General features: G+C 58.9%; 19 protein-coding genes. 5 read left to right on the top strand and 14 right to left on the bottom strand.

Annotated features, from left to right (window positions below; translation table 11 throughout):
* Positions 1–105: 105 nt before the first annotated feature.
* On the bottom strand, positions 106–1,083 hold the full coding sequence (locus QD461_RS17855; protein WP_184710203.1) for a quinone oxidoreductase family protein: 978 nt from the start codon (positions 1,081–1,083) through the stop codon (positions 106–108).
* A gap of 97 nt (positions 1,084–1,180) precedes the next feature.
* On the opposite strand from QD461_RS17855, the gene QD461_RS17860 reads away from it, so the two are divergent.
* The 3 genes from QD461_RS17860 to QD461_RS17870 all read left to right on the top strand — a co-directional run bounded on the left by QD461_RS17860 (position 1,181) and on the right by QD461_RS17870 (position 3,209).
* A complete protein-coding gene (locus QD461_RS17860; RefSeq protein WP_414088945.1) occupies positions 1,181–2,050 on the top strand; it encodes a LysR family transcriptional regulator in 870 nt (289 codons plus the stop codon).
* A gap of 462 nt (positions 2,051–2,512) precedes the next feature.
* Positions 2,513–2,836, top strand: a complete 324-nt coding sequence (locus QD461_RS17865) for a hypothetical protein (protein WP_414088946.1) — start codon at positions 2,513–2,515, stop codon at positions 2,834–2,836.
* 46 nt (positions 2,837–2,882) lie between these two features.
* The gene (locus QD461_RS17870; RefSeq protein ID WP_414088947.1) at positions 2,883–3,209 is read left to right on the top strand and encodes a hypothetical protein; all 327 of its coding nucleotides are present in this window, start codon (positions 2,883–2,885) and stop codon (positions 3,207–3,209) included.
* Between the two features lie 6 nt (positions 3,210–3,215).
* Here the strand turns inward: QD461_RS17870 and QD461_RS17875 are convergent, their stop codons facing one another.
* Both QD461_RS17875 and QD461_RS17880 read right to left on the bottom strand, forming a co-directional pair.
* Entirely contained in the window at positions 3,216–3,359 is a 144-nt protein-coding gene (locus QD461_RS17875) for a hypothetical protein (protein WP_414088948.1), read from the bottom strand.
* Positions 3,360–3,373: 14 nt separating this feature from the next.
* A complete protein-coding gene (locus QD461_RS17880) occupies positions 3,374–3,910 on the bottom strand; it encodes a BON domain-containing protein (protein ID WP_414088949.1) in 537 nt (178 codons plus the stop codon).
* 677 nt (positions 3,911–4,587) lie between these two features.
* Here QD461_RS17880 and QD461_RS17885 point away from each other — a divergent pair.
* Complete coding sequence (locus QD461_RS17885) at positions 4,588–5,562, top strand: UDP-glucuronic acid decarboxylase family protein (RefSeq protein WP_414088950.1); 975 nt, start codon at positions 4,588–4,590, stop codon at positions 5,560–5,562.
* Positions 5,559–6,533 carry a UDP-glucose 4-epimerase GalE gene (gene galE / locus QD461_RS17890; protein ID WP_414088951.1) on the top strand — a complete coding sequence of 325 codons (975 nt, stop codon included), beginning with the start codon at positions 5,559–5,561 and terminating at the stop codon, positions 6,531–6,533. The genes QD461_RS17885 and galE overlap by 4 nt, the downstream gene beginning before the upstream one ends.
* A 3-nt stretch (positions 6,534–6,536) precedes the next feature.
* Here the strand turns inward: galE and QD461_RS17895 are convergent, their stop codons facing one another.
* The 11 genes from QD461_RS17895 to QD461_RS17945 all read right to left on the bottom strand — a co-directional run bounded on the left by QD461_RS17895 (position 6,537) and on the right by QD461_RS17945 (position 17,692).
* The gene (locus QD461_RS17895) at positions 6,537–7,766 is read right to left on the bottom strand and encodes a glycosyltransferase family 4 protein (RefSeq protein WP_414088952.1); all 1,230 of its coding nucleotides are present in this window, start codon (positions 7,764–7,766) and stop codon (positions 6,537–6,539) included.
* A complete protein-coding gene (locus tag QD461_RS17900) occupies positions 7,763–8,503 on the bottom strand; it encodes a class I SAM-dependent methyltransferase (RefSeq protein WP_414088953.1) in 741 nt (246 codons plus the stop codon). Before QD461_RS17900 ends, QD461_RS17895 begins: the two co-directional genes overlap by 4 nt.
* The gene (locus tag QD461_RS17905; RefSeq protein WP_414088954.1) at positions 8,500–9,816 is read right to left on the bottom strand and encodes a glycosyltransferase family 2 protein; all 1,317 of its coding nucleotides are present in this window, start codon (positions 9,814–9,816) and stop codon (positions 8,500–8,502) included. Before QD461_RS17905 ends, QD461_RS17900 begins: the two co-directional genes overlap by 4 nt.
* The gene (locus tag QD461_RS17910; RefSeq protein ID WP_414088955.1) at positions 9,813–11,036 is read right to left on the bottom strand and encodes a glycosyltransferase family 2 protein; all 1,224 of its coding nucleotides are present in this window, start codon (positions 11,034–11,036) and stop codon (positions 9,813–9,815) included. Before QD461_RS17910 ends, QD461_RS17905 begins: the two co-directional genes overlap by 4 nt.
* On the bottom strand, positions 11,017–12,840 hold the full coding sequence (locus tag QD461_RS17915; protein ID WP_414088956.1) for an ABC transporter ATP-binding protein: 1,824 nt from the start codon (positions 12,838–12,840) through the stop codon (positions 11,017–11,019). The genes QD461_RS17910 and QD461_RS17915 overlap by 20 nt, the downstream gene beginning before the upstream one ends.
* Positions 12,837–13,838: a glycosyltransferase family 2 protein gene (locus QD461_RS17920; RefSeq protein WP_414088958.1), complete on the bottom strand. Its 1,002-nt coding sequence runs from the start codon at positions 13,836–13,838 to the stop codon at positions 12,837–12,839. The genes QD461_RS17915 and QD461_RS17920 overlap by 4 nt, the downstream gene beginning before the upstream one ends.
* A 434-nt stretch (positions 13,839–14,272) precedes the next feature.
* Complete coding sequence (locus QD461_RS17925) at positions 14,273–14,959, bottom strand: MOSC domain-containing protein (RefSeq protein WP_414088959.1); 687 nt, start codon at positions 14,957–14,959, stop codon at positions 14,273–14,275.
* Positions 14,956–15,666 carry a glutamine amidotransferase gene (locus QD461_RS17930; protein WP_414088960.1) on the bottom strand — a complete coding sequence of 237 codons (711 nt, stop codon included), beginning with the start codon at positions 15,664–15,666 and terminating at the stop codon, positions 14,956–14,958. The genes QD461_RS17925 and QD461_RS17930 overlap by 4 nt, the downstream gene beginning before the upstream one ends.
* 1 nt (position 15,667) lies before the next feature.
* Positions 15,668–16,243, bottom strand: a complete 576-nt coding sequence (locus tag QD461_RS17935; protein ID WP_246806499.1) for a TlpA family protein disulfide reductase — start codon at positions 16,241–16,243, stop codon at positions 15,668–15,670.
* Between the two features lie 61 nt (positions 16,244–16,304).
* A complete protein-coding gene (locus QD461_RS17940; protein WP_414088961.1) occupies positions 16,305–16,853 on the bottom strand; it encodes a carboxymuconolactone decarboxylase family protein in 549 nt (182 codons plus the stop codon).
* Between the two features lie 224 nt (positions 16,854–17,077).
* A complete protein-coding gene (locus QD461_RS17945) occupies positions 17,078–17,692 on the bottom strand; it encodes a MarR family winged helix-turn-helix transcriptional regulator (RefSeq protein WP_414088962.1) in 615 nt (204 codons plus the stop codon).
* Positions 17,693–17,962: the final 270 nt, after the last annotated feature.

Raw genomic sequence — 17,962 nt, forward strand, 5'->3', positions numbered from 1 at the left:
TCCCCGAACTCATGCAGTCTGAGCTGCTATCCGAGCGATACAGGCGGAGAACCACGTCGATCTGGTCGTTCACCGAAGCTCGGCCGCCTTCACCGGATGTGCGACCTAGCGCAGATCAAGAAGCAGCGAGCCTACGGTCTCACCGCTCTCCAATGCGCGATGTCCTTCCGCTGCCGCTTCGAGCGGGAACGTCCGATCGACCTCTACCGAAAGACCGGATCGCAACAGATCAAACACCTCTGCCGCCGCAGTACGATAGCTTTCCCGATCTGCCATGTAGGCGAATACGCTTGGCCGGGCGAGTATCAGGCTTCGGCGCGGCCCGATGTCAGCAAGCGGGATGTCGGGCAGTGTGCCGCTTGCCTGACCGATGCTGGCGATCAGGCCAAACGGCCGCACGCAATCTAAAGTGCGAAGAAGAGTCTCGCCGCCGACACCGTCATAGGCAATATTCACCCCGCGCCCGCCGGTAAGCTCGCCAACCTCGGCGACGAAATCCGCCCGATGCCGATCAATAACCACATCCGCACCCGCTGCGCGCGCCAGTTCGGCTTTGCGCTCGCCTCCCACGACACCGATCACCTCCGCGCCCAAACGCTTGGCCCAGCGAGTGAGAATTTGACCAAGCCCTCCGGCGGCGGCATGGATCAGGAGTGTGTCTCCGCGACGGACGGGCCAGACCCGATGCAGGAGCATGTGTGCGGTTATTCCCCGCAACATGACGGCGGCTGCAGCCTGCTCCTCTATATCGTCGGGCAGGACGATAAGCCGGTCTGCGTTGATGACGCGAGCCTTTGCATAGCCGCCGGCCGGCACGCCAGCCCAGGCCACCCTTTGCCCAATGGCGAGATTTGTTACGCCCGCGCCGATTGCATCGATAACGCCGGCCGCCTCTACGCCAAGGCAGGCGGGAAGCGACGGCAAGGGATACAGTCCGGTGCGGTGATAAATATCGACAAAGTTTATGCCAGCCCAGCTCTGGCGGATGCGCACTTCGCCTGCGCCAGGCTCCAAACCTTCAACTTCTTCGTAGCGGAGGGCTTCTGGGCCTCCGTGAGAGTACAATCTAACCGCTGCCGGCATTTCCGAGACCTCCTTGATGGATAGGTCTTGATAATAAATGTGCATTGATTGTCAGAAAATGCGAGAATATGCGCAGCAACTGTGCATAATAGTTCAGATGGATTGGGATGATTTACGCTACTTCGTCGCGCTTGTTCGGTGTGGCACCTTGTCTGGTGCAGCGCGCCTGGTCGGCGCCGAACACACGACGGTGGCGCGCCGCGTTGCCGCGCTGGAGGCTTCCCTTGGCGTGCGCCTGTTTGAAAGAGACGCAAAGGGTTATTCCCTGACTGTCGAGGGTGAGCGCATCGTTGAAGCGGCTTACAGCATCGAGGATGAAATTTTCGGCTTGCAACGGCAATCGGCGTCCGGCCCAAAGGGTATGATTGGGACAGTCCGGATTTCCGCGCCTCCGGTCTTTGCCAGCTCGTTTTTGGTCCCGCGCCTCGCCCCGCTGCGCACGTCGCACCCGGGTATTATTCTCGAGCTTGCCGGTGAATATCGGGCTGTCAGTCTGTCGCGCCGGGAGGCTGACATTGCTATCCGCATGAACCGTCCCGAACCCGCTTCCATCATCGCCCGTCAGATCGGCAAGATCGCCTACGGCCTCTACGGCGCTCGAAACTATCTCGATCACGTCGCCGAGGAATTATGGACCTTCATCGGTTATGACGAAAAGCTTGATCACACCCCGCAGCAGCGCTGGTTACTATCGATAGCCAAGGGACGTCCCTTGGTGTTCCGCACCAATGATCTGGCAAGTTTACGCACTGCGACCATCGCAGGTATGGGTTTGAGTGCCCTGCCGAGGTTTATGGGCGACTCCGAGCCCACCTTGGAGCGGCTACCAATCGATGGGTCGGCCGCGTCTCGGGATTTATGGCTGGCTTATCATCCCGACCTGAAACGATCACCCCGTATACGCCTTGTCGTGGATCACCTTGTTGACACCGTTCGGGAATATAAGGGCCTGCTCGATCCTGATTAGCCGGAGAGTATCCTATCTCACGACCACTACCCTGTGTCGGCGGGCAATGCTCGGACATGGGGCTAGAGGCCAATGCCGGCACGGCCAGCTCTTGTATTACCGGACAGGCGTGAGACACACGTCGATACCCTTGCGCGCATACTTGAGGACGGCGAACGGCGCGAATAGTCAGCAAGAACATAATAGTGATGCGTTCGCGGTGGCAAAAGCAAGCGATTGATCTGCCGCGGTCTGCAGCAAGTGCCCTATGCTCCTGATCATATCTCCATTCGCCTTCCGACCAATCGGAACAATGCAGACGGGCGGACGTTAGCCCTATGAGGTCGCGGATCGTGCCAAGTGGACATGATGGTGCTGAAGAATATGGAGATTTTTCCGCTTTCTCTCCATAGCCAACGAAACGGCAGCCGAGCTTCCTATCCATCCGATCTGTGGCCCTTTCAATATTCAAGGAGATGTAAAATGGACGAGCGCCTGAAGCTCTACCGTCTGGTTCCGATCGCGGCTGACGACGATCCCAATTGGCTTGGTGCCAAATCGCATGGAGAAGTCCTCGTTGCGGCTCGCACTGCTGGCGATGCTCGCATCGTGGCGACCGAGAGGGAGCTGGACTTCATGGACATCGACGCCGCTCCCGCTGAAGACAAGACAACCAAGATGGCAAGCGTCTTTCGCAACGAGAAACTCTACACTGTTATCGAGGTGAACAATGGCAAGGAATGTCACCAACGCGGCGTTATCGATGGTACAATCAGTGTCGACACGATCATTTCGACGCAGATTTGACTGGCCGCGGCATCTGACCAGCGGGACCCTTCCCAGATGTCGTTGCATGCTGCTGGCAACAGCAATTGCGGCAGCCCTTACATCGAGCTTCGCAAATGCTCAACAAACACCAAACAATGATCGCTGCAAGGCCACCGACACGACTCAGCAATCGGAAGGCAAGCAGACAGGAAATGGTCAGGCAAGTCCCGCACCGGACAGCAATCCCAGCAAGAAGCTGTCGGACTGTGATGGCGTGCTTAAGCCACCAGCCATTGGTGACAGTCAAATGGAAAAGCCCGCGCCGGATGTCGGCAACACACTCATCATCAAGCCTGACGATAGGCAAAATGGGAAAAATGGTTCAAAGTATAGCCAACAGCCCAGCAAATAGAGGCCATCACGGCTTCGGTTCAGGCTGCTCGATCGGCCCCTTGGTAACCGTCGAGTCCCGGGTGTCGCCAGCGGTGAACGGCTTTATGACAAGAATGGCCAGAACCGATCCGATCATCAGGCAGAGGATGACGATCAGCAGCGTGCGCATATTGACTTTCTCACCTATTGCGACCTGCGGACGACAAGATTGGCGTCATGTGCGGTGATGCCATTTGCCTGACGGGAGATTGCCTCCGCCCGTTGCTTTGCTTCATGATTTTCGACGGTCCCTTCGATGATGACGCGCCCATGGCTCACGATTGCGAAGATGTTGGCTGCATCCAATAGATCGTCCTCTTCCAACCTCCGTGCGATCTCCGCGCGAATTGCCGCGTCCGTTATTCCCTGATCAGATGTATCGCTATCGTCGAGCGGGTCCTCCCCCGCCTTTTCCGCGCTCGACGTTGTCCCGGCATTAGCAATCTTGCTCATGACGTCCTCGACGGTACGCTTGCGTTGGCGGTCGGATTCGCCGGAATCTTCACACCGTGCATCGTCAGTTCCGTGCTGCGGTCGGAAACCAGCGGTATCATCCTGCTCCGTCCGTTCAAGCGCAATGTCGCCGGAGCCGCCGGCTGCCTGGTCGAGTGCCTGTTGTGTGCGTGTAGGGCTGGTGCCTGGAGGACTTTCCGTCGTCATCTTGTCGTTGATTTCAGTCATCGCCTTCTCCCATATCTGGAGGGCCTATTTGTGTCTCATGGGGGACAACCTCGAGCACGCGGGAATGTTCCGAGCGCGAAGTCCTTAGCAGTTGCCGGCTGCGGTCCGATTCCGAGAAAGTGATTTTGCTCCTGATGGGAGTCCGCCGCTGATCCGGTCCATTTTGACGCAATCATTCATCGATAGACCAAGTGATTAGCAAACCCTCGTTCCCCGGAATGCCACTCGGCGGATCCCACATTTTGCCAGCATGATCCGCCGCCTATTTAGTGAGCTCCGTCGGGATGCTGACGTTAAAGATCAAAAGGACGATATGCGGATCTCAAGCGGTTATCGCGCCGAATTGCGTGGAGGAAATATCGTCGACGCTGGCAATTTCGTGTCCGCTGCAAGCTCGCCATGGTACCATCTGGAAAGCGTTCGGGCTTCATCAGACTAAAGTCTGGCCACGGATAGGACCTAGGTCCTAAGAGATAATCTTTGGTCCTATTGCCATGGATTGCCCCGACCTTTGCGCCAGTTGTTTCCGGCGATGGAAGCGGCGGGATAGCCGGCCGCTAGTGCATGCGGAGAAGGTCGATGAACATGAACGACGTCCTTGAAAGCGGCATCCAAGCCCTGGCAGATACCGATACCCGGGGCCGTAACATCACGCCTTTGGCTGCGAGATAACGGGCATGCAGCAAACAAAGCGAATTCTGGTCACCGGTGGCGCGGGTTTTCTCGGTTCCTTCCTATGCGAAAGGCTTTTGCGGGAGAAACACGAGGTTATCTGTGTCGACAATTTCTTCACAGGACGTAGGAGCAACATTTCCCATCTGCTCGACAACAGGTCCTTCGAAACTATTCGCCACGACATCACCTTTCCCCTCTATGTCGAGGTCGATGAGATCTACAATCTGGCCTGTCCGGCAAGCCCCGTTCACTACCAGTTCGATCCGGTACAAACGACCAAAACCAGCGTCCACGGTGCGATCAATATGCTGGGGCTCGCCAAGCGGGTTGGCGCCAAGATTCTGCAGGCCTCCACCTCCGAGGTCTATGGGGATCCCGAGATTCACCCGCAGCAGGAAAGCTATTGGGGGAGGGTCAACCCTATAGGACCACGCTCCTGCTATGACGAGGGCAAGCGCTGCGCCGAGACCCTGTTCTTCGATTACTGGCGGCAACACAAACTGCAGATCAAGGTGGCGCGCATCTTCAACACCTATGGCCCAAGGATGCGTCCAGACGATGGCCGCGTCATCTCCAACTTCATCGTGCAGGCGCTGCAGAACAAGCCGATAACGGTTTATGGCAGCGGCCAGCAGACCCGCTCCTTCTGCTATGTCGATGACCTCATTGACGGACTGATGCGGCTGATGGGGACACAAGACGAAGTCACCGGCCCGATCAACCTCGGCAATCCGGCGGAGTTTACCATGCTGGAGCTTGCCAATCTCGTCGTGGAGCTGACAGGAAGCCGGTCGACGATAAAATATCTGCCCCTGCCCGCCGATGATCCGCGACAACGCCAGCCGGACATTGCTGCTGCGGCGCGCGAACTCGACTGGAGGCCGAAGGTTCAGCTGAGAGCCGGGCTTGGCAAAACGATCGCCTATTTCGAGGATCTACTGTCCTCCGACCGCTCGCACGCGATCGCCGCCGAATGAAGACCGTTCTCGTCACGGGGGGCGCCGGTTATATCGGCTCTCATTGCTGCAAGGCGTTCGCCGAAGCCGGGTGGTCAGTTGTCACCTACGACAATCTGTCCCGCGGCTGGCGTGACGCCGTAAAATGGGGGCCGCTGGTTGAAGGCGACATTGCCGACGCCCGTGCGGTCGCGACTGCGCTTCACCGCTACAAACCGGATGTGGTCGCCCATTTTGCCGCCTATGCCTATGTCGGCGAATCCGTCGAAGTTCCCGAGCTCTACTATCGGAACAACACATTCGGGACGCTGGTTCTCATTGAGGAAATGCTGAAAGCAGGTGTGAATCGGCTGATCTTTTCAAGCACCTGCGCATCCTATGGCATTCCGACCCAAACTCCGATCGACGAGACACATCCACAATGGCCAATCAATCCGTATGGATGGTCGAAATTCATGATCGAGCGGATGGTGGAGGATTTCTCGCGTGCCCGCGGCCTCAACGCCGTGATGCTTCGATACTTCAACGCAGCGGGCTGCGACCCCGCTGGCGAGATCGGTGAGCGCCACGAGCCCGAGACCCATGTCGTTCCGCTCGCCATAGAAGCGGTGATCCGATCGGGGCGAAGCTTTACCATCAACGGCACCGACTTCGACACGCGCGACGGCACCGCCGTTCGCGACTACATCCATGTCAGCGATCTCGCACAGGCTCATGTCCTTGGCGGAAATAAGCTGCTGCGGGATGAAGGCGTCTACGTTTACAATCTCGGAACTGGCAACGGGACAACCGTTAGGGAATTGGTCGATGCCGTCGGCCGCATTTCCGGGCAAGAGCTTGCCGTTGCCTATGGCCCCCGCAGGGCCGGCGATCCACCGGCCCTCGTCGCCGCAGCCGGCAAGGCTGAGGCAGAGCTTGGATGGGTACCCCGCCATTCCAGCATCGACAGGATTATCGAGACGGCGCTTGCTTGGTATCGCAGCCGCATGTGATGCTTAGCTGCTTGTCGTTGCCAGGAAATCATCGAGCGCGGCGCCAACCGCTTCGATCGAGAATTTCTCTGTCACCCGCCTTCTGGCCGCCGCACCGAGCTGTGCCCGAAGAGCTCCATCGCCTCTCAATCTCGCTAGCGCCTGAGCAATTTCCTCCGGCTGCTCTTGTCTAACCATTAGGCCGCCAGAAACCTCGCTATCGGCCAAAATATCCGGCAACCCCTGGGCATCCGAAGCGATGACCGGAAGGCCGCAGGCCATGGCTTCCAATGGCGCAACCGGCATGCCCTCGACACGGGAAGCCGTGGCATAGACATCCGCGGCCGATAGCCAGCGCCGGATCAAAGTCCGGTCCGTTGTATAGCTGGAAAGCCACTGCACATTCGACAAGCCACTTTCAGAAAGCAGTCTTGCAAACGCCTCGCTGTCCTGACCCGAACCAATGATCACTAGCTGGGTGGAGGGATCGTTGGAGAAGCGCGCCCAAGCGTCCAAAAGAACATCGAGCCCCTTGCGGCGGATATCGATGCGCCCGTGATTGAGGACGATGAAGCAATCCTGCGGCAAGCCAAGATTTGCTCGCGCCTCGCTACGATCCATCGCTTGCCATTCCCGCGTATTCAGCGGATTAGGAATATTCGCGATATTGGGAGCAATGTGCGGATAGGCCTTGGCAAGGCGTCGACGCTCTGCGGCGGATGCAACGATCAGACCCCGGCATGTGCGAAGCGAAAGCTGTCTGGCAGCGGCCTCGATCCAGGACAGGGTACGATCCCCTCCCTGAAAGGTGGCGTAAAGAGGAAGCGTTAAGCCCCGCGCCAGCCATGCCAGCGCATCGAAACGCGTGTATTCATATTCCTGGGCAAGCAGCAGATCGCATCTGGAGCGGCAAAGGATCTCACGGAAGGCGGAAAGCGGCGTTTGAGACCAGCGCCTGAGGCTATAGGCGGCAGGAGAATGCCCTTGTCTTGGTCGCTTTGCCGGTGCGATCCAGATTGGCGTGCCTGTGCCAGAATGCTCATAGCATTCGATCTTGTTCACGCGCTCGGATGCACAGACGATGATCGGCTTGTGACCCGCGAAACTCAGCGCTGCCGCATAGCCGAACAGCCAACCTCCCGTCATCCGCCCGACGAAATCCTGAAGCTCGAGCCCGATCGGTTCGAGGAATTCCTCGATCACATCGCCCCATGGAAATAGGGCGATCACTTTGGACGTCTGGTCACCTGTCATTTGCGCCAGGCAAAGGCTGTCTCTGTGCCGCGCGTGGAGGGTCGATGCATCAAGTAACCGAGAACGGTCATAGGAGCCGCCAGTGCATAGAGTAGCTTGCGTCGACGGCGTCCGATGCGGGAAAAGGAGACGTCGTGGAAGAAAGCCGTGGCAGCGTTGATGAAGGTGGCGCGCCGTTCCGGCCGCCTATCAAACAACGATGCAAGTTCCGGATCCCGGTATCCCCGCCTGACATGACCCCATTCGCGCATCAGCTCGCTTTCATGCGGACAATGGCGCTTCATGACGCTGAAATAAGGGTAATGCCAATTGACCTCAGGGGTGGAGATCAGGACATATCCGCCCGGTCGAACCACCCGCAGCGCCTCCTGCGCAGCGCGGCGATCGTCTTCAATGTGCTCCAGAACGTCGAACATGGTGACGATATCGAAACTGTCGTCATCCATTGGCAGCGAGCAGGCATCACCGCAGATGAAAGTCGATTTGGCCCAGGAGGGCTGATGGTCGGCCAGTTCGGGATCGATATCGAGCGTGACGATCTCGGCCTGCGGATAAAGGATGCTGGCAAGGCCACTGCGACCGCCGCCGATTTCCAGCACCCGTCCGGTGCCCCCTGTTTCAAGGGGGGCGACCCGATGGATGGCACGCATCTTTTCGCGATAGAACAGACCATCCGTTAAGCCGTTCGGATAGGGGTTTCCGGACAGAAACTGGCCAAGCGCTGCTTTCCTGATCATCGCACTATTCCTTTCTCAGCGGTTACGGCAGTCCCCATCGGGGGTCGCCGCCTTCTCCAGCCGAAGCGCAAGAGAAACTGCAGGCCGGCAAGCCAGCCCTGTATTTCAGCTGCCAAAATTCCAAGGCGGCCCGGCGGCCCTTCGAAGAGCGCCTTGACGAAGGCCTTCGCAAAATAGACCGGTAGCTGCTTTCCGATGCGCACGATGTTTCCGCGATCACCGAATTTGTCGTATTGCGTCACAAGGGCTGCAACGTGGCCCTTCATATAGGCCTTGATCTGCCGCCTAAGCCCGGACCAGTCGCTGCGATGGTGATGAAAAACAACCGCTCGGGGCTCGTAGAGGCATGTGCCGCCGGCCGCCAGCAGTCGGTACCAAAGCTCCGAATCCTCCGAACATCCGGCCGCTCCCGCGCCGAGCCGTTCATCGAACAGGCCAATTCTCTCGAATACCGAGCGGCGAAAAGCCATGTTGGCACCGGCGCCGATCTTCCAGACATGCGCTCCGCTCGGCCGCGTTTCCTCAAAGAAGCGCCCGTCGAAGGTGAGCGGCACGAAGGTCGAACCGAAGCCGCCCATCGTGAATTGAAAGGAGCATTGCGCCGCCGTATCGAGGCGCGCCGGCAACACAAGACCCGAAAAGGCCTCGACATCGCGTTCGACAAAGGCCCGTGCGATTTCTGAAGTCCAGCCCGGATGCACCTCGACATCGTCATCGGTGAACGCGATGATATCAAAGCGGCTTGTTTGAACACCGGTGTTTCGTGCGCGGCTTAAGCCGGTGTGCGGCTCGTGGACATAGCGAAATTCCGGGAACTGCCGACAGATTTCCCGGGCGTTTCCCGCTGGAGAATTGTCGACGACGACGACTTCACCGGGAGTGCAGCTTTGTGTCGCAAGGCTGCCCAAGCATTTGCTCAGAGCCGGACCTCGATCGCGGGTGCAGACGACGACGGAAATGTTCTGCGCCGACGTGGAGGATGGAGCCGCGATCGCGTCGAGCACTTCGACCAGGTTTTGCGCCTCGAGCGCCGTCTCCAGCAAGAGCACCGGCTTTGGCTGTCCTTCGTAGGTGGCGCGCAACGGTGCGCCGAGCCCGATGCTGCGCGCCTGCAGTTGCGCAGCGGCATATTCGGCGGCGAGCTGGCGCAGTTGCGAGGTCCCGTAGGGTAGCTCGTCCCCCAGCGACGCCCGTGCTCCGAGCGGCAGATCCCTCCACCAGAAGATCGTCAATGCGGGCTCGCGGTCGGTCTCAATATCGTTGTCGGCATCGGCCAGATCAATATGTCGGACCTCAAATCGTTCTGTCCTCATGAATTGCGCTCCCGGATCGACCTGATACGGGCGCGCGAGCGATCATATTCGCCGGCAAGACCATAGATCCCACCCCACAGTTCCGCTATGCCGAAACGCAGCTCGTGACCGCGCAGCCGCGTCACAGCACGGGCGAGCGCCTTCAACTGGTCAAAGAACCACCAGCGGACCATGGCGCGATGACGGGCTCGCATCTCGTCGTCGGTGCGATAGCTCTTCACGAGAAAAGCCATCATGCCGAGACCCCAAGTCCAGTATTGACGCCTCAGTTGCGGAATGGTTTCGCGATGCTCGTGATAAACGGCATATTCCGGCTCATAGATCATCGGACGTCCGGAGCGCAGGACACGGTAGAATATATCGAGATCGCCGCCTCCCGGCAGCGGCGCTCCCGTATCGAGCGCCTCGTCGAAACCGCCGAGCTCCAGCAGCAAAGACCGGTCGAAGGCCATGTTGCAGCCGGCGCCGAGAATGCCGGCACCGACGGGATGAAGCGGATTGTCGAAGCGCGCCTTGTGGAACTCCCTGCGTGCAAAACCGCGGCCAAATCCTCCACGCCTCTCGAAGAAGATCTGCGCCTCGGTGTCCAGACGAAACGGCAGCACGAGGCCGGTGAAACCACCAACACCGGGGTTATCGCGACAGGCCTTGGCAAGACCGGCAAGCCAGTTGCAGTCGACCACGACGTCGTCGTCGAGATAGGCAATGATATCGCCCCAGGCCGCATGAAGGGCCGCGTTCCGAGCAAAATCCAACCCGGCCTTCGGTTCGAAAACGTAGCGGATATCCTGAAAACTCTCGACGGCTTCGCGCGTGGTCGAATCCACCGAGGCATTGTCAACCACGATGATCTCGACGAACCGGAAGGCCGCTTCTGTCCTTGCCCGGTCGAGCGAGCCCAGCAGTCGGGAAAGGCGCTGTGCCCGATCCTTGGTACAGATGGCGATGCTGAGGCTTGGCAGCGGCGCGTCCCTGATTGGCGACCGCGCCGTCAGCTCCTCCTCCATCTTGGCAACGAGGATGCGCTGGGCAAAGCGCTCATCCGCAAGAACTCTCAAATTTTCGACCGTCAGTGTCGATCCGGCCGGCCGCTCGATCATTTCGAATGCGATCAACCGGCCTTGCCACCGCGCGATCAGACCAACACCGGTCTGTCCGGCCGCAAGTGCGATCGGCTCCAGAGGCTTCGACAATTCGATATCAATTAGCTTGTAACTCATGACCCAACTCCCGGCCGTCACGACGGCCGTGCTGAAATTCGAGGAGCCTCGAAAAATGTCCCTGTCGCTTGAAGAGCTCGTCCGGCGAACCGGCCTCGACCACGCGGCCCTTCGTCATCACGATGATCTGATCGGCGGCCAGAACGGTCGATAGTCGGTGAGCAATCACGACGACGGTGCGGTTATGTGAATACTCGTCGAGTGCCAGCTGAAACGCCTGTTCAGTTTCGGCATCGAGCGCATTCGTCGCCTCGTCCAGGAGCAGAATATCGGGGTTTCGAAGGATCGTTCGGGCGAGCGCCACGCGCTGCCTTTGTCCGCCCGACAGGCGCATTCCCTGATCGCCGATCCGCGTCTCGTAGCCATCCGGAAGCAGCCGGATGAAATCGTCAGCCTTGGCGATTTCGGCCGCCTTGCGGATTTCGGCCGGCCTGGCATCCAGATCGCCATAGGCGATGTTGGCCGATACCGCGTCATTGAAGAGATGAACCTCCTGCGACATCAGCGACAGGCGCTTGCGCCAGCTAGCCAGATCGAACTCGGTAAGCGATATTCCGTCTGCCACGACCTCACCGGATGTCGGATCCAAGAAGCGAAAGAGCAGTGCCATCAGCGTGGATTTACCGGCCCCTGACTCACCGACGATCGCTGTGGTTTTGCCGGCGGGAATGCTGAAGGAGACATCCTCCAGCGCGAGCGGCTGGCCAGGTGCATAGCGGAAGGAGACATTGCGCAATTCGACGGTCTGTCTGAAGGCTGGGGCCTGCACATGCCCTTGCGAAAGAAAGGGCCTCTCCGTCGCACGGAGGAAATCATCGACATCGTCGATGCTACCGGCGAGCCCGTCGAGCGCGATCTTCGATTGCAGAAGTTCACGGGTCGGACCCTGGAGACGGTATAGAAGCGACAGAAAGGCTGCCAGCGCTGCGATGCCGAGGCCTACCGATTGAGCGACCAAAACAAGCGCGCCGATCAGGATCGTAATCGAAATTTCCGAGACGGGCCCCGGTGTCGCCCAAAGCATGTCGAGCTTTAGAAGGCGCCGGCGCACATTGTCTGAGGTCTTGCGGAAGCGGTTGCGCTCATAGTCTTCCTGCGCAAAGGCGCGGATCAATTGCAGCGCGTTAATGCTTTCCCACATTCTCAAGCCGAACTGCTTGTTTTCCTCGACGACAGCCTTGCCGGTCTGGTCTGCGCGACGCGTCGCCACGCGAATGGCCATGGCCCCGAAGAACAGGAACGTCATCGAGAAAAACGTCAGTCTGACGGAAATCAGCAGCATCAGCAGCATGAAGACGACGAAGGTGCAGAAGCAGATCATCAAACGATAGGCTAGGCTTAGGGCTTGACTGACCTTCCAAGTGTTGTTGGCAATCGTCGTGATGATATCGGAGCGCTTGTTGTCGACCCGGTAGTCGATGCATGAGCTGATCGTTTGGTCGAAGACCTTTGCTCTTAGCCGATGCGCGACGAGACCATCGATATATCGGGTCACCCAGGTATTGACGAGGTGGACGGCATTCTTGAGGAGGATACTCGCGCACAGAACCGCCACGAGGAATGCCGTCAAATGGCTCTGCGGAACAGGTGCGAGAAGGCGGTCGAAGATCCGCTGCCATGCTCCCCCTTGTGCCGCCGCAGCGCCGAGGCTTTGGATGAGGGGAATGAAGAGAAAAAGCCCCGCCCCCTCCAGGACCGCAGCGGCAAGGCCGAGCCCGACGATGGTTGGCCCTGCCCAGGCGGGCGCCTCTGCCAGGTGGAAGAGCCGTTGCAGCCGCGTAAGGAGGGAATTGCCCGGCCTCACTGGATCGTCTCCGTGTAGAGTGGCCGCAACTCGGCGTTCCGTTGCAGCCCCCTCAAGCGGGCCTTGAGCCAATCGGGAACCAGCCGGGCGCGGCAATAGACATCCAGCATATTCGGCAGGCTTGAAATCGCCAGGCGTGGCTCCAATACCAGAAATCGCCTCAACAGATCACAGCCGTCGAAAAATCGCCCGCTGACAAAAGCTCTAACGACCAGCCAGTGGATCATGTCGACCAAATGAGCGTCGAGGTCGCTGCCATATTGCGGATATTTTCCACGATACTCGGCAAGGACGATTTCGCACGAAGCGAGCATCCGCTTGACGTCGCTCGACATATTCGTATTCGTCATGCGATAGCCGATCAGGTGCTGCTGTATGACGCGGAATTCGTAGCTCTCCGCAATTCTGAGGCAGATCAGAAGATCCTCACAGCCCTGGGCATTGCGTGCCCTTAGGGACGCATCGAACTGCCCGGCTTCTTCGAATGCGGAACGGCGCATGAGCATCGAGCTGCCATTGCCGACAAAATTGTTTCTGCACATGCGCTGAAGCACATGCCCTTCATGGCTCGGCCGGTTATGCAGGGAAAATACGCGGCTATGTTCGTCGATCAATGCATACCAGCAATAGGCCAAGCCAACCGATGGCCCGCCCTCTTCAAGCGCACGCCATTGAAGGGCGATCTTTGACGGAGCCCAAAGATCGTCGGCATCGATAAATGCGAGAAACTCGGCGTTGGTCGCCGCAGCACCATTGTTGCGCGCTGCGGCAACGCCGCTATTGGCCTGCCGCAGGATCCGGATTCGCGGATCCTGTTTTGCATATTCGGCCACGATTGATAGGGATCGATCCGACGAACCATCGTCGACGATGATAATGTCAAGCGTCCGATGCGTCTGGCGACAGATGCTGGCAAGGGTCGCACCGATCGTTCGTTCGGCGTTGAACATCGGCACGACAACCGCAACTGTGGTACTTCGCTTATCGTCCACAATCATTGCCATCCCTGGCGATGAGGCCGATGATGCCCTCGCTGCGGGGAGCATTGACACGTGCCATGGCCGGGATGCCGCTTTCAAGGACGCCGTTCATCGTCATCGATCTTCTCCGCATGCACGAGCGGCTGGATATCCCGCCGCTTCCATCGCCGGAAACAACTGGCGCAAAGGTCGGGACGATCCATGGCATTAGGACCAAAGATTGTCTCTTGGGACCTAGGTCTGGTCCGGAACGGGACCTTAGTCTGAGAAACCGGCTTCTTTGCTAAAATCAGCGGAACGACTGCCAGCTGCGATCATGTCGAACACCCTAATCGCTTTACCGCAATCCCCATTTGCAAAGTCGCCGAGCTAGGCGGATGCCAATAAGATGAACAACGATCAAGCTTCAGAGATACGACCATCTGTCCGGACCACGGGCGGCCGGGAGGTCACTAGCGATCTCCCAATCTCCTGCTCCAATCTTCGATTGCATTGTTCTCCAGCCGGCGCGTCGCAAGACCTCGCCAACTCTTCGAGAGATGATCGAGAGCGGAAATGCCGGCGAGTTCATCGCGATTGAGCGTGTCGACGTAAAAGGCCCGCCAAATCCGGCCGATCGTCCATTCCGGCGAAGCGCGATCGACAAGGATCAGGCGATCGGAGGGAGCGACAATGCCGGGCTTTAGGACGCGATAGTACCAGCCGGTACGGCCGGTCGTTTGCACCTCACGCGCCATGGTCTTGCGCCCGAACCGCGCGTTGAGGCGCCAGCAGGGTTGCCTGCCCTGGCTGACCTCGACGACGGCCCTTCCGACCTCAAAGACATCGCCGATCGCAACACTCTCCTCCGTCAGTCCGAGTGTTGAGATGTTCTCACCAAAGGCCCCCGGCTCCGCAAGGAGGCAATGTGAGCCGAGATCGCTCGACCATGCGGCATAGTGCTCGAATGGATAGTGATGGACCGCCTTCTCCGGGCCACCGTGCTTTTCACGATCACCCTGCCGGTCCCCGCTCAATCCTGTCGCCGCCAGCGAGAGCGCCGACGTCACCTCGGATTTGGCGATGCCGCTTGGCACCTCGTGCGGGCCAAGCGGCGCCAGCGCTCCGACACGAAGGCTTCGGATCGGGATCCCGTTCATGTGCGAGGCTCCAGATTTGTCAACCAGTCTTCAAACATCTGCATCGCAGCCACGCGGAGGCGTGGGCCGAATTCCTGAGCCTCGCGCCGCAACGCAGAAAGATCTATTCCGGCCACAGCGAGTTCAATTGCATGTCCGACAAGCCAGCGCTCAAATCTCTCATCGAGTGACGCCTCTGGGTGGAACTGCAAGCCAAGTACGTTCGAGCCGAGTGAAAACGCCTGCTGCTCGACCAGCGCCGATGATGCAAGGTTCACTGCCCCGATCGGCAGCCCATAGGTATCGCCGTGCCAGTGCAGCACGGGAGTGTCAGCTAGATGCCTGATCGGGCTCGCCGTCCCCGTATCGGTCAAAGAAAGCCTTGAAAACCCGATCTCTTTCAAACCGATCGGGAACACCTTTTCGCCGAGGGCCGCCGCGATCAGCTGCGCGCCGAGGCATATGCCGAGCGTCGGCAAGTCCGCAGCCAGCCGAGCGCGAATGATTTCGCGCTCCTGTGCCAGAAATGGATAGAGATGATCCTCATAGGCGCCGATCGGCCCTCCGAGAACCACAAGAAGATCGGGCTCAAGCGGGTCGCCACGCCCGAAATCGGGATCGCCGGCGTCGCTGTAGCGTGCCGTATAGTCTGCTCTTTCCAGGACATCGGCGAAACAGCCAAGATCTTCAAAATACACATGGCGCAAAACAAGGGTGGTATTGGGCATGTTAACCTCGTGAACCTTCGAAGCTCGGCGCTGTCGCCGAGCAGCGGCCACCGCTGCAGTTCTGCTGGTCCTGGTCTTCCGCGACCGTGAGATCTTCAGGAGGCGCTGCTGCGAGTGCCAAAGCGATCCGCGCGCCAACCGCCAAATCATCCTCGACGCCGAAAGCATGATGGAGGATTGCACCGTCTCTCCCGATCAACACAGACGACGGCGTGCCGCGCAGCCCATACCGACGCATGGTCACCGGAATGTCGGAACCTTCCTCCGCAAGATCGACACCGACCGGCGATGTCAAACGATACTCGTGCAGGAAGGCTTTGAGGGTCGTCGGCGACATGGCCGCATGATGTTCGAAGACGGTATGGATGCCGATCACCTCCAGGTCGGTTTGACCGAACAGGCGCTCGATGCGTTTGACCTGCGGGATCGCCTCGGTCACGCAACCAGGACACAGAAGCTGGAAGGTATGCAAGAAGATCGGTCGGCCGCGCAACCTCGCAGGAGAGAGCGGTTCTGAGACGTTGAACCATTCGCTGATGGCGAGTTCGGGCGCAAGTCGATGTGCAGCAGTTGCCATTGTTTTGATCCTTTTACCGAAAGCCAGGCGGACCAGAAGAGGCCCGCCCAGCGGTGAACGCTTAGCGCGTAGCGCGCATCAGCTTCACGCCCGGAAAATCGACCGGTACATCGAGTGCGACGTTGATGTAGTTGGTGAACAGATTGAGCGCGATGTGGGCGATGATCTCGACGATTTCCTCGTCGTCGAAACCGGCACTGCGCAGCGCGTCGACATCCGTTGTGGCGAGGTTGGCGCGGTCCTCGACGACTTTGAGAACGAACTGAAGCACGGCGGCGGTCCCGGGATCACCCGAACGTCCCGCCTGTGCCTCAGCCATATCCTCGGCGGTCGCACCTGCCTTGCGGCCCAAAGCCGTGTGAGCAGCGAGGCAATAGTTACAATTGTTGCGGTCGGCAATCGCAACGGCGATCTGCTCGCCAAGCTTGGCGCTGATCTTGCCGCCGCCAAGCGCTCCGAAGGAACCCCACATGCTGGCAAGAGCCGCTGGCGAGTTCGCGACAGCCTTGAACATGTTGGGAACGACGCCAAAGGCGCCATTGATTTGTTGGAGCTGATCGCCAACCATACCTGTTGCGCTTGCGGGATCAATAAGAGTAATTCTGCTCATGTTCTTTCTCTCTATTGGTCTGGAGGGGAGAATAAGCCGGTTCGTCGATTGCAGTCGGCGGACCGGCGCGACAAGGATCGCATGGCAAGGCTCAGACCTACCTATGGGTTTGAGCCTGATGGCAGCGACCTTGAAGAGGTTGAAATCGGTTGATGGCAGATGAGCGGGCCGCAGTTGGCCCGGCAGCGATAAAGAGATCGGTCGGCGATAGTCGGAGCACGATACTATTCCTTACCGCTTTGGGAATGCGGGTCGGTTAATCCCGCTTCAAAGGCAGTCCAGGCGGCAGCCCGGGCAGCAGGATCGGCTTCATGATGATCCTGACAATCAACACGGAGTTCTGACTGTCCGAAAGGCGCGTCCACGAAATGACAGTGATGCGGGCGCTCACTATCAGAATGTGCGTATGGTGAAAAAAACCGACAGGTCACGCACATGCGCTGGACCGGAATGGCGTCGCGCTCCTGCAGATGTCGGATCATTTTGATCAGGCAAAGGAGCAAATCCTCCTGTTCGCCGCCATCAAGCGCCTCGACTGCCTGCGCAGTAAGACCGTCTTCTGCTTTACCTGCCAAGAGCGCTTCGCTCCCCTCTGGCGTCAATCCGATACTCACCGCTCGCCCGTCTCTCGGATCTGGCGTCTTTCTCAGATAGCCTTTGCGCTCGAGGGCGTTGATCGAGTCCGTTGCAGTGGGCTGCGAGACGCCGAGATGCGCGGCGATCTCTTTAACGGCGAGGCCGGTCCGCGCTCGCGCGGCAAGCAATGAGAGGATCGCAAACTGGGTCGGGTTGAGGGCGGTCGTCTTGGCGGCATTCCAATCGTCGACCCGCATCACCATGGCGATGCGGGAGAGGCCATCGCGGATGCGCAGATTAAGCGAGAGTGGGTTCTTTGATGGCTCCATACTTTCATTAATATAGGACTCCTATTTAAATGCAACTCTATTTTTGGAGTCCTTGGGCGTCTGCCATCGCTTGTAGATCGCACATGGAAGCGACCTCTGATGATGTTAGGCAAAAAATGCTTCCGCTTGGGCGCTTTGCGCGATGACAGATCGCTGTCTGCACCGAAAGAGGCTGCTGCCAAGACGCAGCACCTCACCATCCCG

It is taken from the genome of Rhizobium sp. BR 314, assembly GCF_047445805.1.
GTDB classification, from domain to species: Bacteria; Pseudomonadota; Alphaproteobacteria; order Rhizobiales; family Rhizobiaceae; genus Rhizobium; species Rhizobium lusitanum_B.